The sequence below is a fragment of the Polaromonas sp. genome (assembly GCF_029945925.1).
Classification (GTDB): Bacteria; Pseudomonadota; Gammaproteobacteria; order Burkholderiales; family Burkholderiaceae_C; genus Polaromonas.
In genome coordinates, this window is the sequence record NZ_JAQSDN010000003.1 from 48,069 (window position 1) to 71,816 (window position 23,748).

Below are 23,748 nucleotides of genomic sequence, written 5' to 3' on the forward strand. Positions count from 1 at the left end.
CAGGACCGTCACAGCCCGAGTTCCTCGTCTGTGAGGGTGCGCGCCTCGCTCTCGAGCATCACCGGCAGGCCGTCGCGGATGGGGTAGGCCAGACGTGCGCTGCGCGAGATCAGCTCCTGTTTTTCACGGTCGTAGTCGAGCGGGCCCTTGGTCACGGGGCAGACCAGCAGTTCAAGCAGTTTGGTGTCCATGGGAGGATGGTAATGGAGAAAGCAGGGGGACCAGCAAGGCGTCGACCGCCGTGAAAAAGGCCGGTTCGGGTGAAAACTCCAGCGGCACGGCCAGCACATCCGCTTGCCGGGGAAACAGCTTGACCGCGTCTTTTTCGGTACAAATCACGGTGCAGCCCTTGTCCTGCGGGCGCGGATAGCTATCAAAACTGTAGTGATCGGGAAGTGCCCGTGTTTCCGTCAGTACCAGGCCGCGGGCCCGCAGCATGGCAAAAAAGGCCTCGGGTTTGGCGATGCCGGCCAGCGCCAGCAGCGGCTGGCCGGCCAGACTCTCCAGTGCCACGCGGCTGCCGTCGGCGCGCAGCGCGTGGTCGGCCAGGCGCCGCGTCGAGCCAAAGCCCGAAAAACCCCTAAGGGCGGCGTGTTCGCCGGTGTGCAGCACCAGGTCAATCCCGCGCCCGCCGGCGCGCACGCCGCGTCGCAGGCGTTCCGGCCAGGGCTCGCGCAAGGGGCCGGCCGGCAGCAGCCAGCCGTTGCCGACGCCGCGCTCGTCGAACACCGCAATCTCGACATCACGCTGCAGCGCGTAATGCTGCAGGCCGTCGTCACAGACAATCACCTGTGTCTGGGGATGGGCAGCGAGCAGCGCACGCGCGGCCTCGGTGCGCCGGGATGCTACAAAAACAGGAGCGCCTGTCGCCCGCCAGATCAGGGCCGGCTCATCGCCCGACGCTTCGATGGGGGTGCCCGGCAACACCTCCAGGCAATGCGGGCTGGTACGCCCGTAGCCGCGCGAGACCACCCCGACCTGCAGACCGCGGGCCTGCAGGTGCTGCACCAGGGCAATCACCACCGGGGTCTTGCCGGCTCCGCCCGCCACCACGTTGCCCACCACCACCACCGGCACGGGCAGGCGTTCAGATCTGAAGTAGCCGGCCCGGAAGGCCAGCCGGCGCAACTCGGCCAGCAGGCCGTACAGCCGGGACAGCGGCCAAAGCAGGCAGGCGAGCATGCCGCGCCGCAGCCAGGCCTGCTGCAGCCGGGTTACCACGTTTACCGGGCGCCGGCCTGCGCCGCGCTCTGGGTGGCAAAGGTGATCTGGGTCAGGCCGCTGCGCCGGGCCGCTTCCATCACGGTGATGACCGACTGGTGCGTGGCGCTGGCATCGGCGCTGATGATGATCACGCTGTCCTTGCCGGCCTTGGCCGCCGCGCTGATGGCGGCACTCAGCGCCTCGATGCTGCGGCCGGGAACAGGCACCTTGCTGACCATGTAGCGGCCGTCGCTGCTGACGGCCACGATCACTTCCTTGGGGTAGTCGCGCTGCTGGTCGGCGTCGGCCACCGGCAGCTTGATCTGCAGCTCGGTGAACTTGCTGTAGGTGGTCGACAGCATGAGGAAGATCAGCACGACCAGCAGCACGTCAATGAACGGAATCAGGTTGATCTCGGGTTCATCGCGCGATGAGCGGCGGAAATTCATGCTGCGCCTCCGCGGTGCCAGGCGTGGGAAATCATGATTTGCGCAGCGTGTTCAGGTGGCGCACAAAACGCTCGGAGGCAATCTCCATGGTGAGCAGGTAACCGTCCACCCGGGCGCGGAAATAACGCCAGAAAATCAGCGATGGAATCGCCACGATGAGGCCGAAGGCGGTGTTGTACAGCGCAATCGAGATGCCCTGTGCCAGTTGCGCGGGGTTGCCGCCGGCGGCATTGGCCACGCCGCCGCTGCCGGCCTGCGAGCCGAAAATCTCGATCATGCCGATCACCGTGCCGAGCAGGCCCAGCAGCGGCGCCGCCGAGGCGATGGTGGCCAGCGCCGCCAGGTAACGCTCCAGCGTGTGGGCAGCGCGCCGGCCCGCGCCTTCGAGCGTGGAGCGCAGATCGTCCTCGCTGATGCGCGGGTTGGTGTTGAGCGCACGAAAACCGCTGGCCAGCACCTGCCCGAGCAGCGAGTTCTGCTCGAGGTGCGAAACCACGTCGGGGGCGGGAACCGTGCTGCGCGACACGGTGATGGCTTCGTCCAGCAATTTGGGCGGGGCAATTTTTCCGGTTTTAAGGCTGACAAAACGCTCGATGACCAGGGCCAGGGCCAGTATGGAGCAGGCAACCAGGGGCCAGATGGGCCAGCCTGCGGCTTGTATGATCGAAAACAAGTAAACGTCTCCCGGCAAATAGTTGCTGTGGATTATGGCCCAGCCATGGGCGCGGCCCGGAAGCAACGCTGTGCGCCCGCCGCCTTTTCGCAAGGCGGAAGCTTGTAGGACCTAACTCACAGATCTTGTGGATAACTTTGTTAGCAAGTAGCCGGCGGCGGGCCGCCAGGCCGCGCCAAATGGGCGCTGTGACAGAACGATGAAAAAATAAGCAGAATATAGTTCTTATAAATCAATGAGTTACATGAACTTATCTAGGCTTCCCCGGCAAACCGCAGGTTTAACCCCGCTGTCATGCGGCTCTGTGGAGTATTACCCCCGAGTTATCAGGGGGTTTGCGCGTGTTTGAGTCTTCCGGGGCACCAGAAAGAGCCTCGCCGGGTGTGCGGGTGTGGCCCGTCGGCTCATTGCTGCGCGCGATTGCCGACAGCCTGGAGGCCCGTTTCAACCCGGTGGCCGTGCAAGGAGAGGTCAGCGGGTTTTCGCGGGCGGCCAGTGGTCACTGCTACTTTTCCCTGAAAGACGAGCAGGGCCAGATCCGCTGCGCGATGTTCCGGCGAGCCGCCGGCCTGCTGGATTTTTCGCCACGCGACGGTCAGCTGGTCGAAGTGCGTGGCCGGCTCGGCGTCTACGAGCCGCGCGGCGAGCTGCAGATGGTGGTCGAGTCCATGCGGCAAGCCGGGCAGGGCAACCTGTTCGAACAATTCCTGTTGCTCAAGGCCAGGCTGGAGGCCGAGGGCCTGTTCGAACCCGGCCGCAAGCGGCCCTTGCCGCTGTTGCCGCGCGCCATCGGCGTGGTGACCTCACTCGGGGCGGCTGCCCTGCATGACGTGGTGACGGCCTTGCAGCGGCGCGCGCCGCACATTCCGGTGGTGATCTACCCGGCCAGCGTGCAGGGCGTCCAGGCGCCCGAGGAGTTGCGCCAGGCCCTGCGCAGGGCCAACGAACGCGCAGAGGTGGACGTGCTGTTGTTGGTGCGCGGCGGCGGGGCCATGGAAGACCTGTGGGCTTTCAACGACGAGCAGCTGGCCCGCCTGATCGTGGCTTCGCCGGTGCCGGTGGTGTGCGGCGTCGGCCACGAGACCGATTTCACGATTGCCGATTTTTGTGCTGACCTGCGCGCGCCCACCCCCACCGCGGCGGCCGAAATGTGTGCCCAGCCGCAAAGCGTCTGGCTCGGTGCGCTGGACCTGGCCCAGGGGCGCATGCAGGACGGCGTGGAGCGGCAACTGCAGGCCCGGAACCAGCGGCTCGACTGGGCCGCGTCCCGCGTGAGCCGGCCGTCCCATCTGGTGACACGCCAGCAAGCCCGGCTGGCCGGGCAGACGCAGCGCCTGCGGCATGCGCTGCAGTCGGGTGTGCAGCGGGAGAACAGCCGTCTCCAGGGACTGGCGCTGGCTTTCCCGCAGGCCATGGCGGGAGCGCTGGCGCAGCAGCAACGCCGGCTGGAGCGTGCGCAACTGAAGCTGGAACCGCTGGACCCCAAGCTCGTGCTGCAACGCGGGTATGCCTGGCTGGCCGACCTGCAGGGGCAGGCTGTCACCAGCGCCCGCGCCACCCATCCCGGCCAGGCGCTGCGCGCTACCCTTGCCGACGGCGAGGTCGATTTGACCGTTTCTGCACCGCGGCTGATTTAGTTTTTACAATGCCCGTTGAAACCGCCTTTATCACTTTATCAACAACACCTCACGAGGAAAAAAACATGGAACACAAACTCCCCCCACTCCCGTACGCCATCGACGCGCTGGCACCCCACTACAGCCAGGAGACGTTTGAGTACCACCATGGCAAGCACCACAATGCCTATGTGGTCAACCTCAACAACCTGCAAAAAGGCACCGAGTTCGAGGCCATGACGCTCGAAGAGATCATCAAGAAGTCCAGCGGCGGTGTGTACAACAACGCGGCCCAGATCTGGAACCACACCTTTTTCTGGGACTGCATGAAGCCCGCCGGCGGCGGCGAACCAGGCGGCGCGCTGGCCGCGGCCATCAATGCCAAGTTCGGCTCCTACGCGGCTTTCAAGGAAGCCTTTGTGAAGTCGGCTGTCGGCAACTTCGGTTCGGGCTGGACCTGGCTGGTGAAAAAGGCCGATGGCTCGGTTGACATCGTCAACACCGGCCCGGCCGGCACACCGCTAACCACCGCTGACAAGGCGCTGCTGACGGTGGACGTGTGGGAACACGCCTACTACATCGACTACCGCAACCAGCGTCCCAAGTTTGTCGAGACTTTCCTCGACAAGCTGGTGAACTGGGACTTCGCCGCCAAGAACTTCGCCTGACATCCGTTCGGCTGGTCGCGGTGCTTCCTCGGGACGCGGGCTTTGCGTAAAACAAGCTGGTTTTGAACCGGGCAGGCCTGCAGGAACCATCCGGCTGGAACAAAAAAAAGGGGCTCGAAGATTTGATCTTCGAGCCCTTTTTTCATGGCCGTCCACGGGTCTTGCGCTCCCGGGGCTGGCAGCAAGCCTTCGCCGGACCTGCGCAGTGGGCCGCGGACGGTCCTTTCACCTGACGGCATTTTTTTTCGGGAGTGCGGAAAAAAATTGATTTAAATGCCTGCAATTTCGCATTGTGATATTGCGTTGCATAAAATGCAGCTTGGGTCAGATTCCTCTAAGGAAAGTCAGACAACATCCGATCTTGACCTCCGGTCTGTGACGCAGCCGGTGGCGTTCCCATAACAATTTCTGGAGATAAACGATGAGCACCGAGCAACCCACCATCATCTACACCCTGACCGACGAGGCCCCCTTACTCGCGACCAGTGCCTTCCTGCCTATCGTTCGCACTTTTACCGCGCCGGTCGGGATCAAGGTCACCACCAGCGACATCTCGGTGGCTGGCCGGATTCTGGGGCAATTTCCGGAATGCCTGACCGAGGAACAACGGGTTGCGGACAACCTGTCAGAGCTGGGCAGGCTCACGTTCAGACCCGAAGCCAACATCATCAAGCTGCCCAACATCAGCGCGTCGGTGGCTCAGCTCAAGGACGCGATCAAGGAGCTGCAGGGCAAGGGCTACAAGATCCCGGACTACCCGGAAGCCCCCAAGACCGACGAGGACAAGGACATCCGTGCGCGCTACAACAAGTGCACCGGCAGCGCCGTGAACCCGGTGCTGCGCGAAGGCAATTCGGACCGCCGCGCGCCCAAGGCCGTCAAGGAATACGCGCGCAAGAACCCGCACAGCATGGCCGACTGGAGCCAGGCCTCACGCTCGCACGTCTCGCACATGCACGCCGGCGACTTCTACCACGGCGAAAAGTCCATCACACTGGACCGCGCGCGCGAAGTCAAGATGGAGCTGATCGCCAAGAGCGGCAAGACCATCGTACTCAAGCCCAAGGTCGCGCTGCTGGACCGCGAAATCATCGACTCGATGTTCATGAGCAAGAAGGCGCTGGTGGCCTTCTACGAGAAGGAGATCGAGGACGCGCACAAGACCGGCGTGATGTTCTCCCTGCACGTGAAGGCGACCATGATGAAGGTGTCGCACCCCATCGTGTTCGGCCACTGCGTGAAGATCTTCTACAAGGAAGCGTTCGAAAAACACGCCAAACTGTTTGAGGAGCTGGGTGTTAACGTCAACAACGGCATGGTCGACCTGTACAACAAGATCGGCACGCTGCCGCAGAGCAAGCAGGACGAGATCAAGCGCGACCTGCACGCCTGCCACGAAGGCCGCCCCGAGCTGGCCATGGTCGATTCGGCCAAGGGCATCACCAACTTCCATTCGCCGAACGACATCATCGTGGACGCTTCCATGCCAGCGGCCATCCGCAACGGCGGCAAGATGTGGGGCGCCGACGGTCGACTGAAGGACGTCAAGGCCGTGATGCCCGAATCGACCTTCGCCCGCATCTACCAGGAGATCATCAATTTCTGCAAGTGGCACGGTGCCTTCGATCCCAAGACCATGGGCACGGTGCCCAACGTGGGACTGATGGCCCAGCAGGCCGAGGAATACGGCTCGCACGACAAAACCTTCGAGATCGCCGAAGACGGCGTGGCGAACATCACCGACCTGTCCACCGGCGAGGTGCTGTTGAGCCAGAATGTGGAAGCTGGCGACATCTGGCGCATGTGCCAGGTCAAGGACGCCGCGATCCGTGACTGGGTGAAGCTGGCTGTGACCCGCGCGCGCAACTCCGGCATGCCGGTGGTGTTCTGGCTCGATTCCTACCGCCCGCACGAAGCGCAGATGATCACCAAGGTCAAGATGTACCTGCACGAGCACGACACGGCGGGTCTGGACATTCAGATCATGAGCCAGGTGCGAGCCATGCGCTACACGCTGGAGCGCGTTGTGCGTGGCCTGGACACCATCAGCGCCACCGGAAACATCCTGCGCGACTATCTGACCGACCTGTTCCCCATCATGGAGCTGGGCACCAGCGCCAAGATGTTGTCCATCGTGCCCCTGATGGCCGGCGGCGGCATGTATGAAACCGGCGCCGGCGGCTCCGCACCCAAGCATGTTCAGCAACTGGTTGAGGAAAACCACCTGCGCTGGGACTCCCTGGGCGAATTCCTGGCCCTGGCGGTGTCGCTGGAAGACCTCGGTATCAAGACTGGCAACGCCCAGGCGAAGATCCTGGCCAAAACGCTGGATGCCGCCACTGGCAAGCTTCTCGACAACAACAAAAATCCGTCGCCGAAGACCGGTCAGCTGGACAACCGCGGCAGCCAGTTCTACCTGGCCATGTACTGGGCGCAGGAACTGGCCGCACAGACCGAAGACGCGGCCTTGGCTACCCGCTTTGCTCCGCTGGCCAAGGAACTGACGACCAACGAGCAGGCCATCGTCGCCGAACTGCAGTCCGTGCAGGGCAAAGCGGTGGACATCGGCGGTTACTACAAGCCTGACTTCGACAAGCTCGATGCCGTGATGCGGCCGAGCAAGACCCTGAACGCGACCCTGGCGTCTTTCAAGGCGTAAACCAACTTGACGCCTTGACCGGCGCACAAAAAAGCCGACTTCGCGTCGGCTTTTTTTCATGGTGCCGCCAACGCGGCGCGTTCCGTTCAGCGGGGTGGCGCGAACACCGGTCCCGCCAGCTTGCTGCCGGCCTTGACGCCTTTTTTGGCAAACCAGCCGACGTTCATCTCCAGCACGTAACGCACCGGTTTTTCCGAGCAGTGCGAGTCTGTCGTCTGTGGTTTCATGTCAGCGAGGTTCACGATGGTGCCGTCGTCAGCGACAAACGCCGCGGTCAGCGGCAGCAGGGTGTTTTTCATCCAGAAACACTGCTGGGCAGGCTGTTCGAACACAAACAGCATGCCTTCGGTTGACGGCATCTCCTGGCGAAACATCAGCCCGATTTGCCGCTGCTCGGGGGTCAACGCAAGTTGCGCGTCGATCTGGTGCATTCCCGCCGACAGTTTGACCCGCGGCAGGTTTGTTTGCGGCGTTCCCTGCGCCAGCGCGCATCCGGTGGTCAACACCAGGCAGGAAAGTGCGAGCTTCAGTCCGCGCAGGGACGGCTTCGGGACATCGGGCAGGAAGGGCATAAGGTTCACCGGAAAGAGGTCAGGCTGCCAGCATAAACGACAGCCATGAAAAATGCCCGCAAAGCGGGCATTTCAGGTGCGCGCGAAGAATTACTTCTTGGCAGCGGCGGCTTTGGCAGCAGCAGCTTTGTCTTCCTTGGCTTTCTTGGCAGCGGCGGCTTTTTCTGCCTTGGCGGCCTTGGCAGCAGCTGCTTTATCAGCTTTTGCTTTCTTGACGGCAGCTGCTTTTTCAGCTTTGGCGACTTTGGCAGCGGCGGCTTTTTCTGCCTTGGCGGCCTTGGCAGCAGCAGCTTTATCGGCTTTGGTTTCCACTTTGGCAGCTGGCATAGCAGGGGTAGCAGGCGTTGCCGGAGTGGCAGGCGTAGCTGGCATAGCAGGCATCGCTGGCTTGGCCGGCTGTGCTGGCTGTGCTGGCTGGGCAGGAGTCTGGGCAAACACACCAACGGCGAAAAGGCCAGCGATCAGGGCAGCAAGAATCTTGTTCATTTGGAGTTTTCCTAAATAAGTTTTTGAACCAGGTCCCCCGAAAAACTCGTGGACATGACTGTAACGAGCCCTGTTTGCAAACGGTTGACACGCAGGCCATTAAATGTGGTGTGGGAAATTTTTGGGGCTAGAATTTGCGGGTTACCACCTAAACAGCGCCGGGCAGTCATTCACTGTGATGTCAAGCGCGCACCGGAGACTTATTCACATGTACCAGCACATCAAGGTGCCCGCCCAGGGTCAGAAAATCACCGTCAATGCCGACAATTCATTGAATGTCCCGGACGAGCCGATCATTCCGTTCATTGAAGGTGACGGCACGGGTGCGGACATCACGCCGGTCATGCTCAAGGTGGTTGACGCGGCCGTGGCCAAGGCCTACGGCGGCAAGAAAAAAATCCACTGGATGGAAGTTTATGCCGGTGAAAAGTCGACCAAGGTCTACGGCCCCGACGTCTGGCTGCCGGAAGAAACCCTGGCTGCGGTCAAGGACTATGTGGTCTCCATCAAGGGCCCGCTGACCACGCCGGTCGGTGGCGGCATCCGCTCGCTCAACGTCGCGCTGCGCCAGGAGCTGGATCTGTATGTCTGCCTGCGCCCCATCCAGTACTTCAAGGGCGTGCCCTCGCCGGTGAAAGAGCCGCACAAGACCAACATGGTGATCTTCCGCGAGAACTCGGAAGACATCTACGCCGGCATCGAGTTCGAGGCCGAGTCCGACAAGGCCAAAAAACTCATCAAGTTCCTGCAGGACGAGATGGGCGTCAAGAAAATACGCTTCCCCAACACCTCGGGCATCGGCATCAAGCCCGTGTCCAGGGAAGGCACCGAGCGCCTGGTGCGCAAGGCCCTGCAGTACACCATCGACAACGACAAGCCCAGCCTGACGATTGTCCACAAGGGCAACATCATGAAGTTCACCGAAGGGGGCTTTCGTGACTGGGCCTACGCTTTGGCTGCAAAGGAGTTCGGTGCCGAGCTGATCGACGGCGGCCCGTGGATGAAGTTCAAGAATCCGAAAACCGGCAAGGAAATCACCGTCAAGGATTCGATTGCCGACGCCTTCCTGCAGCAGATCCTGCTGCGACCGGCCGAATACTCGGTGATCGCCACGCTGAACCTGAACGGCGACTATGTCTCCGATGCGCTCGCCGCGCAGGTCGGTGGCATCGGCATTGCACCCGGTGCCAACCTCAGCGACACCATCGCGATGTTCGAGGCCACCCATGGCACGGCGCCGAAATACGCCGGCAAGGACTACGTGAACCCCGGTTCCGAAATCCTGTCGGCCGAAATGATGCTGCGTCACATGGGCTGGACGGAAGCCGCGGACCTGATCATCAGTTCGATGGAAAAGTCGATCGAGTCCAAGAAAGTCACCTACGACTTCGCCCGCCTGATGGACGGCGCGACCCAGGTCAGTTGCTCCGGTTTCGGCCAGGTCATGATCGACCACATGTAAGAAAGCAGGTTGCCGGGCAATCCGCCGTGCCAGCCAGGGGCTGCGCGGACGGGAACCCAGGCAGAATATGCTGCAAAGCCGCCGCGGCGCAGGTCAGGCGGCTTTTTTCATGGGCTTTTGAACCGGCAGGCCGGAAGTCCATTGCCCGCGCTTGATTGTCGCGTTCCCGCCACCAATTTCCCTGTCAGGCGCACTGGACAATTCCGGTCGCTAGAATGAATTCCATGGCCAGCAAACCTCCCAAAACCCCCGCACCACCCAAGGCACCGGCCTTCAAGCCCGAGGAGGCCAACGGCGGGGATTCGGTCGTGCTTGAGCGCCGCCCGCTAAAGACCGAGCCGCCGCAGATGTACCAGGTCGTGCTGCTCAACGACGATTACACCCCGATGGAGTTTGTCGTCGTGGTGATCCAGGAATTTTTCAACAAGGACAGGGAAACGGCCACGCAGATCATGCTGAAGATCCACCTCGACGGCAAAGGCGTGTGTGGCGTGTTTTCCAAGGATGTCGCGTCGACCAAGGTTGACCAGGTCACGGAAGCGGCGCGAAAGAACGGCCATCCGCTGCAGTGTGTGTGCGAGCCCATTGAATAATTGAAAAAACAGCCCATATCGGCTTGAAGAGTTACACAATGATCCCATCAGATATCCCAGCAGCAAGCCGAAAGGAAAAGCAATGATTGCCCAGGAACTAGAAGTCAGCTTGCACATGGCCTTTGTCGAAGCCCGCCAGCAGCGCCACGAGTTCATCACCGTGGAGCACCTGCTGCTGGCCTTGCTCGACAACCCCAGCGCCGCCGAGGTGCTGCGCGCCTGCTCCGCCAATATCGATGACCTGCGCAAGTCGCTGGCCAACTTCATCAAGGACAACACGCCGCAGGTCGCCGGCAGCGACGACGTGGACACGCAGCCCACGCTGGGTTTCCAGCGCGTGATCCAGCGCGCCATCATGCACGTGCAGTCCACCGGCAACGGCAAGAAGGAAGTCACCGGCGCCAACGTGCTGGTCGCCATCTTCGGCGAAAAAGACTCGCATGCCGTGTATTACCTGCACCAACAGGGCGTCACGCGCCTGGACGTGGTGAACTTCATCGCGCACGGCATCAAGAAGAGTGACCCGCCCGAGCCCACCAAGGCCGGCGAGAGCGCTGCCGAGAACGAAGAGGGCGGCGAGAAGAATGAAAAAGCCTCGCCGCTGGAGCAGTACACCCAGAACCTGAACCAGCTCGCCAAGGAAGGCAAGATTGATCCGCTGATCGGTCGCCACTACGAGGTCGAGCGTGTGATCCAGATCCTGTGCCGCCGCCGCAAGAACAACCCGCTGCTGGTCGGTGAGGCCGGCGTGGGCAAGACCGCCATCGCCGAGGGCCTGGCCTGGCGCATCACGCAGAAAGACGTGCCCGAGATCCTGGGCGAAGCGCAGGTCTACTCGCTGGACATGGGCGCCTTGCTGGCCGGCACCAAGTACCGCGGCGACTTCGAGCAGCGCCTCAAAGGCGTGCTGAAAGCGCTGAAAGACAAGCCCAACGGCATTTTGTTCATCGACGAGATCCATACCCTGATCGGTGCCGGTGCGGCCTCGGGCGGCACGCTGGACGCGTCCAACCTGCTCAAACCCGCGCTCAGCTCGGGCCAGCTGAAATGTATTGGCGCCACCACCTTCACCGAGTACCGCGGCATCTTCGAAAAAGATGCGGCCCTGTCGCGCCGCTTCCAGAAGGTTGACGTGGTCGAACCGACGGTGCAGGAGACGGTGGACATTCTCAAGGGCCTGAAGTCTCGTTTTGAAGAGCACCACAGCGTCAAGTACGCGGTGGCGGCCCTGCAGGCCGCGGCCGAGCTCAGCGCCAAGTACATCAACGACCGTCATCTGCCCGACAAGGCGATCGACGTGATCGACGAGGCCGGCGCCGCCCAGCGCATCCTGCCGCCGTCCAAGCGCAAGAAAATCATCACCAAGGCCGAGGTCGAGGAGATTGTGGCCAAGATCGCGCGCATTCCGCCCGCCAACGTCTCCAACGACGACCGCGGCAAGCTCAAGACGCTGGAACGCGACTTGAAAAGCGTGGTGTTCGGCCAGGACAAGGCGCTGGACGTGCTCGCGTCTGCCGTGAAGATGGCGCGTTCGGGCCTGGGCAAGGACGACAAGCCGATCGGCTCCTTCCTGTTCTCCGGCCCCACGGGCGTTGGCAAGACGGAAGCGGCCAAACAGCTGGCCTATATCATGGGCATCGAGCTGATCCGCTTCGACATGTCTGAGTACATGGAGCGCCATGCGGTGAGCCGGCTGATCGGTGCGCCTCCGGGCTACGTCGGTTTTGACCAGGGTGGCCTGCTGACCGAAGCCGTGACCAAGAAGCCGCATTGCGTGCTGCTGCTCGACGAGATTGAAAAAGCGCACCCGGACATCTTCAACGTTCTGCTGCAGGTCATGGACCACGGCACCTTGACGGACAACAACGGGCGCAAGGCCGATTTCCGCAACGTGATCATCGTCATGACGACCAATGCCGGCGCCGAGACCATGAACAAGGCGACCATCGGCTTCACGAACCCGCGCGAGGCGGGCGACGAGATGGCCGACATCAAGCGCCTGTTCACGCCCGAGTTCCGCAACCGCCTCGACGCGGTGGTGAGCTTCAAGGCGCTGGACGAAACCGTCATCCTGCGCGTGGTCGACAAGTTCCTGCTCCAGCTCGAAACGCAGCTCGCCGAGAAGAAGGTCGATGTCACCTTCACCGACACGCTGCGCAAGTACCTGGCCAAGAAGGGCTTCGATCCGCTGATGGGCGCACGTCCAATGCAGCGCCTGATCCAGGACACGATCCGTCGTGCCCTGGCCGACGAACTGCTGTTCGGCCGTCTGGTCGATGGCGGGCGCCTGACGGTGGACATGAAGGTGACCACCGACGAAAAAGGCGTGGAAAACGGCGAGGTCGTGCTCGACATCCAGCCGCTGCCCAAGAAGGAAGGCAAATCCAAGCCCGAGCCTGAAGAGGCAACCGCCGACTGACGCGGCGCCCCGGGGTCCCCGAAAAATGGCGTGACGGTCCGAAAGAGCCTGAAAGAACCCAAAAGGCCGGTAGCATCACGCTGCCGGCCTTTTTCTTGGGTCGCTTGATTTGCTCCTGAAACCATAGCTGCTTGCGCCCGTCTGATAAGGGCTGGAGGCATATTTGATGCATAACCCTGGCTGACAGGCCCCCACCGATGGCGACGCACACCTTCCTCTGGCACGACTACGAAACCTTCGGCCTGAACACGCGCCGCGACCGGCCGGCGCAGTTTGCCGGCATCCGCACCGACGCCGAGCTCAACGAGATCGGTGAGCCGCTGATGTTGTACTGCCAGCCGGCGCGCGACTACCTGCCCGACCCGTCCTCCTGCCTGCTTACCGGCATCACGCCGCAGCTGTGCCTGGAGCGCGGCCTGCCTGAACATGTGTTTGCCGAGCGCATCGAAGCCGTGCTGGCTGAGCCCGGCACCATAGGCGTGGGCTACAACACCATCCGTTTCGACGACGAGGTCACGCGCCACCTGTTCTGGCGCAACCTGATCGACCCCTACGCGCGCGAGTGGCAAAACGGCTGCGGCCGCTGGGACCTGCTTGACGTGGTGCGCATGGCCTACGCCTTGCGGCCCGAAGGCATTGAGTGGCCCATGAAACCCGATGAACGCCGCCCCGGCGAGGCCGGCGCGTTGCGCCCGAGTTTCAAGCTCGAAGACCTGGCGCGCGCCAACGGCCTGCTGCACGAAACGGCGCACGACGCCTTGTCCGACGTGCGCGCCACGATTGCGCTGGCCCGCCTGATCCGCACGGCCCAACCCAAGTTGTTCGACTTCTGCCTGGGGCTGCACAAGAAAGACCGCGTGGCCGCCGAACTCGGCCTGCCCACCAGCCCGCAGACGGCGCAGCCGTTTCTGCATGTGTCGGGCATGTTCCCCCCAGAGCGCGGCTGCCTGGCCGTCATGTGGCCGCTGGCCATGCACCCCTCGAACAAAAACGAGCTGCTGGCCTGGGACCTGGCGCAAGACCCCGGCGAGCTGCCGCTGCTCGACGTGGCAACCCTGCGCCAGCGCCTGTTCAGCAAAAGCGCTGATCTGCCAGAAGGCGTGACGCGGCTGCCGATCAAGTCGGTGCACCTGAACAAGTCGCCCATGGTCGTGCGCAAGCTGGCCACCCTGAGCCCGGAGATGGCCGCCAAGTGGGGGGTGGACGTCGAGGCCGCGCTGCGCAACGCCGAAAAAGCCGCTGGCCTGCCCGACATGAGCGCGATCTGGCCGGAGGTTTTTGCGCGGCCCAAAGAGGGCATGCCCGACGTGGACGAAGACCTCTACGGCGGCTTCATCAACAACGACGACCGACGCCGCCTGAACCAGCTGCGCGCCTTGCCGCCGGCCGAACTCGCACACAGCCGCACCGGTTTCGACGACGACCGGCTCGAAGAGCTGGTGTTTCGCTATCGTGCGCGCAATTTCGAGGCGACGCTGTCACCTGAAGACACCGAGCGCTGGGAGGCGCACCGCGCCGCGCGGCTGCTCGAAGGTGAGGGTGGGGCGCGCAATGTGGATGCGTTTCTGGCCCAGCTTGATGTGCTGTCGGAAGCGGCGGACGAGCGCGGGCAAGAGGTGCTGGGCGCGCTGTACGAGTATGCGGAGAGGGTGGCGCCGGAGGTGTGATTTGGCGCGTTCAGAAAAGGTGGTTTTGCTTCTTTATTGATAGCTGCCTGCGCTTGTCGCTAAAGGGCTAGAGGCCGATTTGATCCCTAACATTTGGGAAAAGCCCCGGCCCCCGTGCATCAAGCCTTTCCTTCGGGGGCGGACTGCCACGCAGCATGTTTGCCCATCACACCCGCATACAGCGCGCTGGCCTCGAACGCCGCCAGCCAGCCCTGCAGGTGCGGCCACGGTTGCGCGGCAAACCAGACGGGGTCGGTATGCGCGAACTGGCGCACAAAGGGAAGAATGGCCATGTCGGCCAGGCTGGCCTGGGCGCCGAACAGCCAGCCGTCATCCAGGCGCGCGTCGAGTTGCGCCAGCCACAGCGCCGCCTCTGTGCGGTGCGTGAGCGCAAAACCAGTCGCATCACCGCCTGACTCATCGGCATAACGGTTCGGGTATTTGTAGCGGTCCAGGTGGCGCTTGAAGTCGCCGTCGTTGGCAGCGATCAAGGCCGCCATCTCGTCGCATGAAGCACCCGGCGGCGACAGCCACTGCGCCGGGTCGTGGCGGGCCAGCGCCCAGCACATGATGTCCAGGCTTTCGCCCAACACCTCGCCGCCGGGCAGCACCAGTACCGGCACCGTGCCCTTGGGTGAAGCGGCCAGCAGGTCGGCGGGTTTGTTCCTCAATACAACTTCGCGCAGCTCATGCGCCTGGCCGCTGACGCTGAGGGCCAGCCGCGCACGCATCGCATACGGGCAGCGGCGAAACGAGTAAAGGACTGGCAGAGCGGGCAGGGCGCCCATCAGGCGCCTTCGCTGTCCCCGGCAACTGACGACGGCAGTTTTGCGCCTATGTGCGGCTGGCGCCGGCGGTTGGCGTAGTCGACCTGGCGCTGGCGTTCGATGAAGCCGCGCTTTTGCTCGTCGGTTTTCTTGTCATGGCAGGCCGGGCAGCTGACGCCGGGCACGTACAACGGCGAGGCCTTGTCGGCTTCGCTGATCGGGTCGCGGCAGGCGCGGCACAGGCCGTAGTGGCCGGTGGCCAGGCCGTGCACCACCGAGACACGTTCGTCGAACACAAAACATTCGCCTTGCCACAGGCTCTCGGTTTCGGGCACGGTTTCCAGGTATTTGAGAATGCCGCCTTCGAGGTGGTAGACCTCGTCAAAACCCTGGGTGCGCATGAAGGCGGTGGATTTTTCGCAGCGTATGCCGCCGGTGCAAAACATCGCCACCCTGGGTTTCTTGCCGTCTTTGGCGGCCAGCAGCCCGCCCGGCGCGGACTGCGCTGCCACCCAGGCGGGCAGTTCCGAAAAGCTCCGGGTTTTCGGATTGAGCGCGCGCTCGAACGTGCCTATGCCGAACTCGTAGTCGTTGCGGGTGTCGACCACCACCACGTCGGGATCGGCGATCAGGGCGTTCCAGTCCTGCGGCTTGACGTATTCGCCGGCCATCTCGTTCGGGTTGATGCCGGGCACACCGAGGGTGACGATTTCGCGTTTGAGGCGCACCTTCATGCGGTAAAACGGCAGCTTCTGCGCCCAGGATTCCTTGTGCGGCAGGTCGGCCAGGCGCGGATCACGGCGCAAATACGCGAGCACGGCGCGCACGCCGGCCTCGGGCCCGGCAATCGTGCCGTTGATGCCTTCCCGGGCCAGCAGCAGCGTGCCGCGCACGTCCTGGGCCTCGCAAAAGGCCTGCAGGGGTGCTTGCAGGTCAGCGTAGTCGGGAAGATCGACAAATTTATAGAGGGCAGCGGTCAGAAAATCAGGCATGGCAGGCAAAGGTGAGAAAAAAGCGTGCAAAAACAAGGCCGCAGGCAACGCGGGCTTCCCATCGTACCAAGGGCCGGGGCGGGGCCACTTGCGCCACATCAGCGTCCTGACAGACACGCGGCGTGAAGGACCACAGAAACGCCAGCCGATGGCGTGGACGCCTATGCTGCAATGCAGCAAAATGAATGCATGCTAACTAATTCAAGCTTATGCGGAGCCCCATGGCCAAAAGCCTGAGCAGCCTCTGGCTCAAGAGCATGCGCCGCATGGGCAGGGTGCAGCAGGTGCAGGGCCGCCGGCTGTTCCAGAGCCTGGTGCCCGCGGTTGCCGCCAGTCCGGTGCGCCGTGCCAAACCCGTCAAGCTGCCCAGGCCCAAGGCGGTGAAAGCCCTGCGCAAACCCGCCGCACCGCCGGCGCGCGCCGTGTCCGGCCTGCCCGGAACCTGGCAAAAGGCGTATTTTTCCGTGCCGGCCGCCGGCCAGCTTGCGCCCGCGCGGCGCATGTTGTACTGGCTTTATCTGCCGGCTGCAGCCAGCGCGGCGCCGCGGCCGCTGGTGGTCATGCTGCATGGTTGCCAGCAAACCGCCACCGACTTTGCCATTGCCACGCGCATGAACCAGCTGGCCGAACGCAAGGGTTTTGCCGTGCTCTACCCGCACCAGTCGGCCACGGCCGACGCACACCGTTGCTGGCACTGGTACCAACGTGCCACCCAGGAGGGGCAGGGCGACGTCAGGCTGATTGCAGAAATGATGGCCCATGTGCAGGCCAAACACGCGCTGGACCCGGCGCGCACCTACGTGGCGGGCTTGTCGGCCGGGGCCGGGCTGGCCAACATCCTGGCGTTGCGTTACCCTGGCCTGGTGGCCGCCGTGGGCCTGCACTCGGCACCCGTGTTCGGCACGACCGACTCGCCCATGAGCGCCTACCGGGCCATGCAGCACGGCGCCGGTGCAGCCCACAGCGAGGCGGCGCGCTCCTTCACCGCGGCCTTGCCTGCCTTTCCGGGCATGCCGGCGATTCTCATCCACGGCGCGCGCGATGCCGTGGTGCGGCGCATCAACATGGCGCAGTTGACCGAGCAGTTCACGATTTTTAACGCCGCGGCCATCACCCGCCCCGAACCGGTGCTGCGCCGCTACCTGGCGCGTGCCACCGGGCGCCATCCACGCCACGCCTACGAAAGCACCACGTATTACGCCGGCAGGAAACCGCAGCTGGTGAGCTGCGAGATCGAGCACCTGGGCCACGCCTGGAGCGGTGGTGATGGCAGTGTGGATTTCAGCGCGCCGGAAGGCCCCGACGCCACGCTGATGATGTGGACCTTTTTTGCACACCACCGCCGGCCGGCAGAGGGTTGAGTCCATGATGACATGCAAAAAGTGCCTCCAGCCCAATAGGGGCGGGCGCAACCAGCTATTATTTTGGTAGCGTTCTAGGTGCGCCGGGCTTGATCAAAACGTGCGCGCAGGGCCTCCACGCGCGCGCGGTTCACGCCAAAGTCCTTGCTCCCCAGCCGGCTGGCGGAGCGCACATGAATCACGCCGCCTGCCTCGTCGAGGGAGAACTCCACATCGTCCGTGAATTGGAGCCAGCGGGTGTGGCACTGCGCGTAAAGGTAAGCCGGCTCCCGCGTCACCAGCGCGCAGCCGGGGGTGGTTTCCAGCAAGGTGGCCAGGCGGCCCAGGGCGGCCTTGGCGTCACCGGTGTAGGGCAAGGGCGCGATGTCGGCCTCACTGCGCTGCGGGTGGTCGGCATACCTGCCGGCCTGGCTGGACACGCTGTTCGGTGTCAAGGACGGCGGCTGGAGGCGGCCATCGCGCACGCCCAGGTCTTGCGGCGGTTTCCCCACGAACAAACCCAGCTGCCCGGCCACCAGCAGCAGCGCGGCCACGGTCAGCAACAGGCCCATAAGCAGTCCCATTATTTTCATGACCGCGCCTTGTCCGGCTCGACGCCTGCGCCACTGCCCGTGATGGCCTGCCAGTGGCGCGCTTCCACCGGCGTGATGGAAAGGCGGTTGCCTTTTTTGAGCACCAGCAGCTCGGCCAACTCGGGCCGGGCGCGCAGCGCGGGCAGGGGGAGGGTGGGGATCTTCTGGAGCACCTGCACGTCCACCAGCAGCCAGCGCGGCGCGTCGGGTGGGGACTTGGCGTCGTGATACGGCGAAGCCGGGTCGAACTGCGTCGGGTCGGGGTAGGCGGTGGACGCCACACGCGCGATGCCGACGATGCCCGGCTGGTCGCAGCTGGAGTGGTAGAACAACACGCCGTCGCCGACCCGCATGGCGTCGCGCATGAAATTGCGCGCCTGGTAGTTGCGCACGCCAACCCAGGGCACCGTGGCTCTCGGGGCCGCCAGAGCGTCGTCGACCGAGCATTCCCCGGGTTCGGATTTCATCAGCCAGTAGTTCATGGGTTCAGGCATTCAAGGGGGGTTCTAAAGGCCGGTCCGGGCGATCTGCAGCAGCGCCGGAACCAGCAGCCCGACCCCCGTCAGCAGCAGCAGCGCACAGACCAGTTTGAGCACCGTGGGCCGCGACCAGCCGGGCGGGTGCCGCTCCAGCCACCAGCTTAGCGCGAACACCAGCGGCGCGGCAAGCAGGCATAACTTGAGCGCGTTGGCGCTGAACTGGCCGGTGCCCAGCACCATGGCCAGCCGTATCAGCGAACTGGCCGCCAGCGTTGCCACCAGGGTGTCGCGCACCGTTCGCAGCTGCATCGGCTGGCGGTACAGGTGGTAAACCAGCGGCGGCCCGCCGGTCGAGAAAAGGCCGGTCAGCAGGCCCGAGACCACGCCCCAGGCGCGAAACGAGGCGGCGGACGACCGTTCGCGCAGGGCCGCGGCCTGCAACAGCACCACGATGGCGCAGGCCACCACCGTCAGGCCCAGCAGCACGCGCAAAACCAGCGTGACGTTGGTGCTGAGCCAGCCGACCAGCAGCACGCCCGCCAGAATGCCCACGGCACTGCCCAGCGTGGTGTCGCGGAAGGCGGGCACATCGAGCGTGCGGCCCGAGCGGCGCAAGGCGACCAGGGCGTTGGCCAGCGCCAGCACGGTGGCCACGTTGGCCAGGTCCGCCAGCGGGGCGAGCTCCAGCAGCCCGGCCAGGCCCAGCAGGATCAGCGCGAACGCGAAACCGCTGAGGTTCTGGGCGCAGGTCGCCAGGGCCACACACAGCAGGAAGAGCGCGATCTGCCACGCGGTCATTCACCCGCACGCTGCGGGTTGTTCACCCGCCAGTCTGGAAATTGCATACACATGCAGGCAGGATAACCTGCCGCAAGCTCCCGGGAAGGGCGAAGGGGCGGCAAGAACGGGCAGGCGACGACGGCGCCAGCACACTTGCCGAAGTCTTTCTAGAATGCGCCATCCCTTACCCCGAGCGGGCCCTGTCCCTGGCTTGGCCAGGGGGCACAGTTCCCCATCAAAGTTTTACCCATGACAGACAACCCCCACCCTTCCCAGATCCTTTTCAAGGTCGCCGTCATGGGCGCAGGCGCCGTCGGCTGCTACTACGGCGGCATGCTGGCGCGCGCCGGCCACGACGTGGTGCTGATCGCCCGGCCGCAACACGTGGAAGCCATCACACGCGACGGCCTGCACATGGCAACCCGGAGCTTCGACGAGCACGTGCGCCTGGCCGCCAGCAGCGAGCCCGGCGCGGTGCAGGGCGCCCGGCTGGTGCTGTTTTGCGTCAAGTCCACCGACACCGAAGCCGCCGGCGCGCTGATACGGCCGCACCTGGCGCCCGACGCCCTGGTGCTCTGCCTGCAAAACGGCGTGGACAACGCTAACCGGCTGCGTACCGTGCTGCCGGAACATGCCGTGGCCGCCGCCGTGGTTTACGTGGCGACCGAAATGGCCGGCCCCGGCCACGTCAAACACCACGGCCGTGGCGAACTGGTGATCGAGCCGTCCCCAGCCAGCGATGCCGTGGCGCAGGCCCTGATCGCCGCCGGCGTGCCGACGGAGGTGTCAAGCAACGTGCGCGGCGCCTTGTGGGCCAAGCTGATCCTCAACTGCGCCTACAACGCCGTCTCGGCCATCACCCAGCTGCCTTATGGCCAGACCGTGGCCGGCGAGGGCGTGCCCGACCTGATGCGCGACGTGGTGGCCGAATGCCTGGCCGTGGCGCGGGCCGAAGGCGTGCAGGTGGCGGGCGACGTGTCTACGGCGGTGGACAAGCTCGCCGCCAGCATGCCCAGCCAGTTTTCATCGACCGCGCAGGACCTGGCACGCGGCAAGCCCACCGAGATCGACTACCTCAACGGACTGATCGTCAAGCGCGGCGCGGCGCTGGGCGTGGCGACCCCGGCGAACCGGGTGTTGTGGGCGCTGGTGAAGTTGATGGAGCGCAAACAGTCCCAGGATGCGCGGGCCTGTTAAGGACATGGCGACCACCGTGCCCTGCACCGAGATCCGTCAGCGGGTGGCCAAAGGCAATGTTGCGGCTATCTGCAGCCCGTGCGGCCCGATGCCGCTGCCGGTCTCGCCAGTGCAGCTTATTGAAAACGGCAGCGCTCAGTCCAGGTATTTGCCGCCATTAACCGACAGCGTGATTCCGGTGATGAAGCCGGCGTCATCGGCGGCGAGGAAAACGACGGCGCGGGCGATCTCTGCCGGTGTGGCCAGGCGGCCGACCGGCACGGTTTTCAGGATCTGCTCCATCACCTCGGGCCGCACCGCGCTGACCATGGCGGTGTCGGTGTAGCCCGGTGCAATGACGTTGGCCGTGATGTTGCGGGAAGCGCCCTCGAGCGCCAGCGACTTCGTGAACCCGATCAGCCCGGCCTTGCTCGCGGCATAGTTGGTCTGGCCTGCCTGGCCTGAAAGTCCGTTGACCGAACTCATGTTGATCACCCGGCCAAAACGGCGTTCGCGCATACCCTCGATCACCGCGCGGCACATGTTGAAGCAGCCGCCCAGGTTGATGTCGATCACCTCGCGCCATTGCTGGGCACTCATCTTGTGCAGCATCGCGTCGCGCGTGATGCCGGCGTTGTTGACGAGAACCTCGATCGGCCCAAGGGCGGCCTCGACTTCTGCGACACCCGCCATGCAGGCATCAGCGTCGGCCACGTTCCAGGCAAAAGCCACGATGCCGGTGCGGGCCGTGAAGGCTTCGGCCGCAAGCCTGTTGCCTCCGTAATTGACTGCCACGCGGTAGCCCGCAGCGACCAGGGCTTCCGCCGTGGCGGCCCCAATGCCGACGGTGCCGCCGGTGACCAGTGCGACCCGCATGTCAAGCCTTCCTGGCGAGGTGATTCAGGGCTGCCATGTTGACCAAGGCGGGGAGGGTGTTCATGGTGGGTTCGTTGCTTGCCATGGGTTTTCTCTGCGTCGTTGATGGGCTTCTCACAGGGCTCGCACCCTTCCATGCCACTGTAGGAAAGGCAAGGGTGGCCAGCGTTGAGATGGATCAAGCCAAGAGGCCGGCGCGGCCGATTTCTGCGCCATCGAAGCAGGGCAGTGCAGCTCGGCAACCCGGCGGTACCCTTGCGCTGCATCAAGACGAGCGTGGCTGCGGGGTGCGATGCTGCTTTCCCCCAACCCTTCCTGGAGTGACCGTCATGAACTTCAAACGCATCCTGATCCTCATCACGCTGGCCGCAGCAAGTGCAGCAGGTTTTGCAGCCAGCGACAGCGCGCTGGAACGGGCCAATGCCACGGCCAGAAAGGCCGCCCAGGACGCCGCCGAGGCCGGCCGCAAGGCAGCCTCCAGCGCCAAGGCCGCGCTGGAAAAGGCCGAAACAGCGCTGGGCGACGCAACGAAGCGCGCCGCAGAAGCCACGCGCCGCGCGGCGCAACAAGCCGAAATCGCTGCCCGAAAGGCGGAACAGCTGGCCACCGTCGCAGTGGAAAAGGCCAGTGCCGAGGGCAAGGAATTGGCCCGCAACGCGGAGAGCAAAGCAAAAACGGCTGCAGAGGCCACCAGGGGCGCCCTTCAAAAAGCGGAAGACGCCGCCCGTCAAGTGGGCCGCACCAGCAAGGAAGATGCGCTCAAGGCCGCCCAGGCGGCCCGGGACGCCCTGCACAAAGCCGAAGAAGCCAGCCGCGAAGCAGCACGAGCCACCAAAGAGGCTGCCGACAAGGCTGTGGAAGCCGCGCGTAAAAAAGCTGGCAAGGAAGCTGCGCCCTCGAAGTAATCAGCGGATCCGGCATCGAGATGGTGCATAGAGGTCGAGTGAACGGGCCGCTTCGCCAGTCGGTTCCTTGATGGCTTTGTTCGCTATTGCGGTGACTTCGAGTTCCCTGGCGACGCGTCTGACCGTGAGTCCTTGACGAACTCGAACCAGGCGCGATCCTCCTCGATCAGGGCACGAGCTCGCTGTTCTTCGTCGGCGTCAAAAAAACTCGTGCTTCCAACTCGTGATTTCACAATCGGCATCGACACCACGCCTGCCAGAATCCCCGCTTTTATCCATCGGCGATCACGAGGCTCGCCGCGCGCGTATTTGGAGAGCGCGGCATCGTTGGGGTCCAAAAACCAGGCCCGAAGTCCATCGCGCTCGACCTTTATCAGACGGTCGTGCCAACCTTCCGGCAAAGTTGGAAGGTCGGGCGAAACGGGATCGAGAAAATAGCCGGACTTTTCGTGATACGGAGAGTTCTCCCCAAGCGATTTCAGGAGGTCGAAGATGCGCCCGGGATCAGCCTGAGTGAAGCAGTCAACATCATTCGATAGTGTCATCGTGTCTGGGATCTCGAAGCTTTGCTCCAGGCCAAGGATGGAAAGGCTGCCAATAACAACAAAGTCGGTGTGCCCGGACAGGCGCCGCGCCTCCTTGAACATCGCAAACAGGGCGTCCAGGTTCATGCGTGAACTCCAACCCACGGCGAGTTCTGCCGTAGCGATGGCCCCCATCCATCAATATCAGAAACCATCATGGTCGCCATCTCTTGAGGCGGCATCTTCAGGATGTGCTCCCATTTCTGGATGTAGTCGATGCTGCAAAGGCGCTCAACACGCCAGCGTTCGACCACGGCAAGCGCATTTTTAATCAGGAGCCCGCGCTTGCCTGGTGTCGACGTTGCAAGGTCAAACGCGATTCGTTGATGCCTGATGAGTCGGTCTTTTTCAATTAAAGCCTGGTTCGCTCTGGCGAGCTTGCGGGCTGAATTTTCCGGATCTTTTTTTTGCGCGCGTTCGAAAAACTCAGGTGAAGCAAGGTAGGCCTGAACTTTTCCGTGCTTTTCGATGGCTACAGGCGCTGAGGCTGATGCCTTTAGCAACTGACCAAAGCGCTGTTTCGCATCGGTAGAAGAGAACTGCTGCATAGGTGGCCCCATAGAGTTTTGTCTATTTTAAAAGTTATTGTCTATTTTCATCCGGCGAAATGAAGTTGCCAACGCTCTCTCAACTTCACCTCCACTGTAAGGCAGCAGCTTTGTTGGCACGTTCTTTTCCACGAATTTGGAAAAGAACATGCCAATTTGCAGTTTCTGTAGCATTTTGTTTCAGTTTGAGTGGCGTTGCCAAAATTCACCGCATGTAAGTATTTGGCTGGAGCGGGAAGAC

General features: G+C 63.5%; 24 protein-coding genes. 10 read left to right on the plus strand and 14 right to left on the minus strand.

The window, feature by feature from the left end; translation table 11 throughout:
- Positions 1-8: 8 nt before the first annotated feature.
- Genes PSV40_RS01085 through PSV40_RS01100 form a run of 4 tightly spaced genes read right to left on the minus strand, consistent with a single transcriptional unit; the run spans position 9 to position 2,325 of the window.
- Entirely contained in the window at positions 9-191 is a 183-nt protein-coding gene (locus PSV40_RS01085) for a Trm112 family protein (protein ID WP_096662311.1), read from the minus strand.
- Positions 172-1,182, minus strand: coding sequence for a tetraacyldisaccharide 4'-kinase (gene lpxK / locus PSV40_RS01090; protein WP_300533295.1), 1,011 nt, complete (start codon positions 1,180-1,182; stop codon positions 172-174). The genes PSV40_RS01085 and lpxK overlap by 20 nt, the downstream gene beginning before the upstream one ends.
- A gap of 41 nt (positions 1,183-1,223) precedes the next feature.
- Positions 1,224-1,652, minus strand: a complete 429-nt coding sequence (locus PSV40_RS01095; protein ID WP_300533246.1) for a biopolymer transporter ExbD — start codon at positions 1,650-1,652, stop codon at positions 1,224-1,226.
- 31 nt (positions 1,653-1,683) lie between these two features.
- On the minus strand, positions 1,684-2,325 hold the full coding sequence (locus PSV40_RS01100; protein ID WP_300533248.1) for a MotA/TolQ/ExbB proton channel family protein: 642 nt from the start codon (positions 2,323-2,325) through the stop codon (positions 1,684-1,686).
- A 341-nt stretch (positions 2,326-2,666) separates the two neighbouring features.
- On the opposite strand from PSV40_RS01100, the gene xseA reads away from it, so the two are divergent.
- The 3 genes from xseA (at position 2,667) to PSV40_RS01115 (ending at position 7,268) form a co-directional block, all read left to right on the plus strand.
- Positions 2,667-3,962 carry an exodeoxyribonuclease VII large subunit gene (gene xseA, locus PSV40_RS01105; protein ID WP_300533250.1) on the plus strand — a complete coding sequence of 432 codons (1,296 nt, stop codon included), beginning with the start codon at positions 2,667-2,669 and terminating at the stop codon, positions 3,960-3,962.
- Between the two features lie 65 nt (positions 3,963-4,027).
- Positions 4,028-4,609, plus strand: a complete 582-nt coding sequence (locus PSV40_RS01110; RefSeq protein WP_300533252.1) for a Fe-Mn family superoxide dismutase — start codon at positions 4,028-4,030, stop codon at positions 4,607-4,609.
- Positions 4,610-5,030: 421 nt separating this feature from the next.
- Complete coding sequence (locus PSV40_RS01115; protein ID WP_300533254.1) at positions 5,031-7,268, plus strand: NADP-dependent isocitrate dehydrogenase; 2,238 nt, start codon at positions 5,031-5,033, stop codon at positions 7,266-7,268.
- 86 nt (positions 7,269-7,354) lie between these two features.
- On the opposite strand, the gene PSV40_RS01120 is transcribed toward PSV40_RS01115, so the two are convergent.
- Together PSV40_RS01120 and PSV40_RS01125 are read right to left on the minus strand one after the other, a co-directional pair.
- A complete protein-coding gene (locus tag PSV40_RS01120; protein ID WP_300533256.1) occupies positions 7,355-7,840 on the minus strand; it encodes a DUF192 domain-containing protein in 486 nt (161 codons plus the stop codon).
- Positions 7,841-7,930: 90 nt separating this feature from the next.
- Positions 7,931-8,326 (minus strand): cell envelope biogenesis protein TolA, encoded by a 396-nt coding sequence (locus PSV40_RS01125; RefSeq protein ID WP_300533258.1) that lies wholly within the window; start codon positions 8,324-8,326, stop codon positions 7,931-7,933.
- Positions 8,327-8,528: 202 nt separating this feature from the next.
- Here PSV40_RS01125 and icd point away from each other — a divergent pair, with 202 nt between their 5' ends.
- From icd to sbcB, 4 genes are all read left to right on the plus strand, one after another.
- Positions 8,529-9,788: an NADP-dependent isocitrate dehydrogenase gene (icd, locus tag PSV40_RS01130; RefSeq protein ID WP_300533297.1), complete on the plus strand. Its 1,260-nt coding sequence runs from the start codon at positions 8,529-8,531 to the stop codon at positions 9,786-9,788.
- Between the two features lie 224 nt (positions 9,789-10,012).
- Positions 10,013-10,381 (plus strand): ATP-dependent Clp protease adapter ClpS, encoded by a 369-nt coding sequence (clpS, locus tag PSV40_RS01135; RefSeq protein WP_300533259.1) that lies wholly within the window; start codon positions 10,013-10,015, stop codon positions 10,379-10,381.
- An 82-nt stretch (positions 10,382-10,463) separates the two neighbouring features.
- Positions 10,464-12,800 carry an ATP-dependent Clp protease ATP-binding subunit ClpA gene (gene clpA / locus PSV40_RS01140; RefSeq protein ID WP_300533261.1) on the plus strand — a complete coding sequence of 779 codons (2,337 nt, stop codon included), beginning with the start codon at positions 10,464-10,466 and terminating at the stop codon, positions 12,798-12,800.
- A 197-nt stretch (positions 12,801-12,997) separates the two neighbouring features.
- A complete protein-coding gene (gene sbcB / locus PSV40_RS01145; protein ID WP_300533262.1) occupies positions 12,998-14,467 on the plus strand; it encodes an exodeoxyribonuclease I in 1,470 nt (489 codons plus the stop codon).
- A gap of 119 nt (positions 14,468-14,586) precedes the next feature.
- Here the strand turns inward: sbcB and PSV40_RS01150 are convergent, their stop codons facing one another.
- Both PSV40_RS01150 and PSV40_RS01155 read right to left on the minus strand, forming a co-directional pair.
- Entirely contained in the window at positions 14,587-15,255 is a 669-nt protein-coding gene (locus PSV40_RS01150; RefSeq protein ID WP_300533264.1) for a glutathione S-transferase, read from the minus strand.
- Complete coding sequence (locus tag PSV40_RS01155; protein ID WP_300533266.1) at positions 15,255-16,226, minus strand: rhodanese-related sulfurtransferase; 972 nt, start codon at positions 16,224-16,226, stop codon at positions 15,255-15,257. The genes PSV40_RS01150 and PSV40_RS01155 overlap by 1 nt, the downstream gene beginning before the upstream one ends.
- A 221-nt stretch (positions 16,227-16,447) precedes the next feature.
- Here PSV40_RS01155 and PSV40_RS01160 point away from each other — a divergent pair, with 221 nt between their 5' ends.
- On the plus strand, positions 16,448-17,587 hold the full coding sequence (locus PSV40_RS01160; protein WP_300533267.1) for a PHB depolymerase family esterase: 1,140 nt from the start codon (positions 16,448-16,450) through the stop codon (positions 17,585-17,587).
- Positions 17,588-17,661: 74 nt separating this feature from the next.
- On the opposite strand, the gene PSV40_RS01165 is transcribed toward PSV40_RS01160, so the two are convergent.
- Genes PSV40_RS01165 through PSV40_RS01175 form a run of 3 tightly spaced genes read right to left on the minus strand, consistent with a single transcriptional unit; the run spans position 17,662 to position 19,436 of the window.
- Complete coding sequence (locus PSV40_RS01165; protein ID WP_300533269.1) at positions 17,662-18,159, minus strand: DUF1499 domain-containing protein; 498 nt, start codon at positions 18,157-18,159, stop codon at positions 17,662-17,664.
- Entirely contained in the window at positions 18,156-18,653 is a 498-nt protein-coding gene (locus tag PSV40_RS01170) for an EVE domain-containing protein (protein WP_300533271.1), read from the minus strand. The genes PSV40_RS01165 and PSV40_RS01170 overlap by 4 nt, the downstream gene beginning before the upstream one ends.
- A 12-nt stretch (positions 18,654-18,665) precedes the next feature.
- Positions 18,666-19,436: a TSUP family transporter gene (locus tag PSV40_RS01175; protein ID WP_300533273.1), complete on the minus strand. Its 771-nt coding sequence runs from the start codon at positions 19,434-19,436 to the stop codon at positions 18,666-18,668.
- Between the two features lie 231 nt (positions 19,437-19,667).
- Here PSV40_RS01175 and PSV40_RS01180 point away from each other — a divergent pair, with 231 nt between their 5' ends.
- On the plus strand, positions 19,668-20,615 hold the full coding sequence (locus PSV40_RS01180) for a 2-dehydropantoate 2-reductase (RefSeq protein WP_300533275.1): 948 nt from the start codon (positions 19,668-19,670) through the stop codon (positions 20,613-20,615).
- 135 nt (positions 20,616-20,750) lie between these two features.
- On the opposite strand, the gene phbB is transcribed toward PSV40_RS01180, so the two are convergent.
- A complete protein-coding gene (gene phbB, locus PSV40_RS01185; RefSeq protein ID WP_300533276.1) occupies positions 20,751-21,470 on the minus strand; it encodes an acetoacetyl-CoA reductase in 720 nt (239 codons plus the stop codon).
- Between the two features lie 35 nt (positions 21,471-21,505).
- Here phbB and PSV40_RS01190 point away from each other — a divergent pair, with 35 nt between their 5' ends.
- A complete protein-coding gene (locus PSV40_RS01190; protein ID WP_300533278.1) occupies positions 21,506-22,375 on the plus strand; it encodes a hypothetical protein in 870 nt (289 codons plus the stop codon).
- An 83-nt stretch (positions 22,376-22,458) separates the two neighbouring features.
- Here the strand turns inward: PSV40_RS01190 and PSV40_RS01195 are convergent, their stop codons facing one another.
- Together PSV40_RS01195 and PSV40_RS01200 are read right to left on the minus strand one after the other, a co-directional pair.
- The gene (locus tag PSV40_RS01195) at positions 22,459-23,046 is read right to left on the minus strand and encodes a DUF6036 family nucleotidyltransferase (protein ID WP_300533280.1); all 588 of its coding nucleotides are present in this window, start codon (positions 23,044-23,046) and stop codon (positions 22,459-22,461) included.
- Positions 23,043-23,507, minus strand: a complete 465-nt coding sequence (locus PSV40_RS01200; protein ID WP_300533281.1) for a type II toxin-antitoxin system Phd/YefM family antitoxin — start codon at positions 23,505-23,507, stop codon at positions 23,043-23,045. The genes PSV40_RS01195 and PSV40_RS01200 overlap by 4 nt, the downstream gene beginning before the upstream one ends.
- Positions 23,508-23,748: the final 241 nt, after the last annotated feature.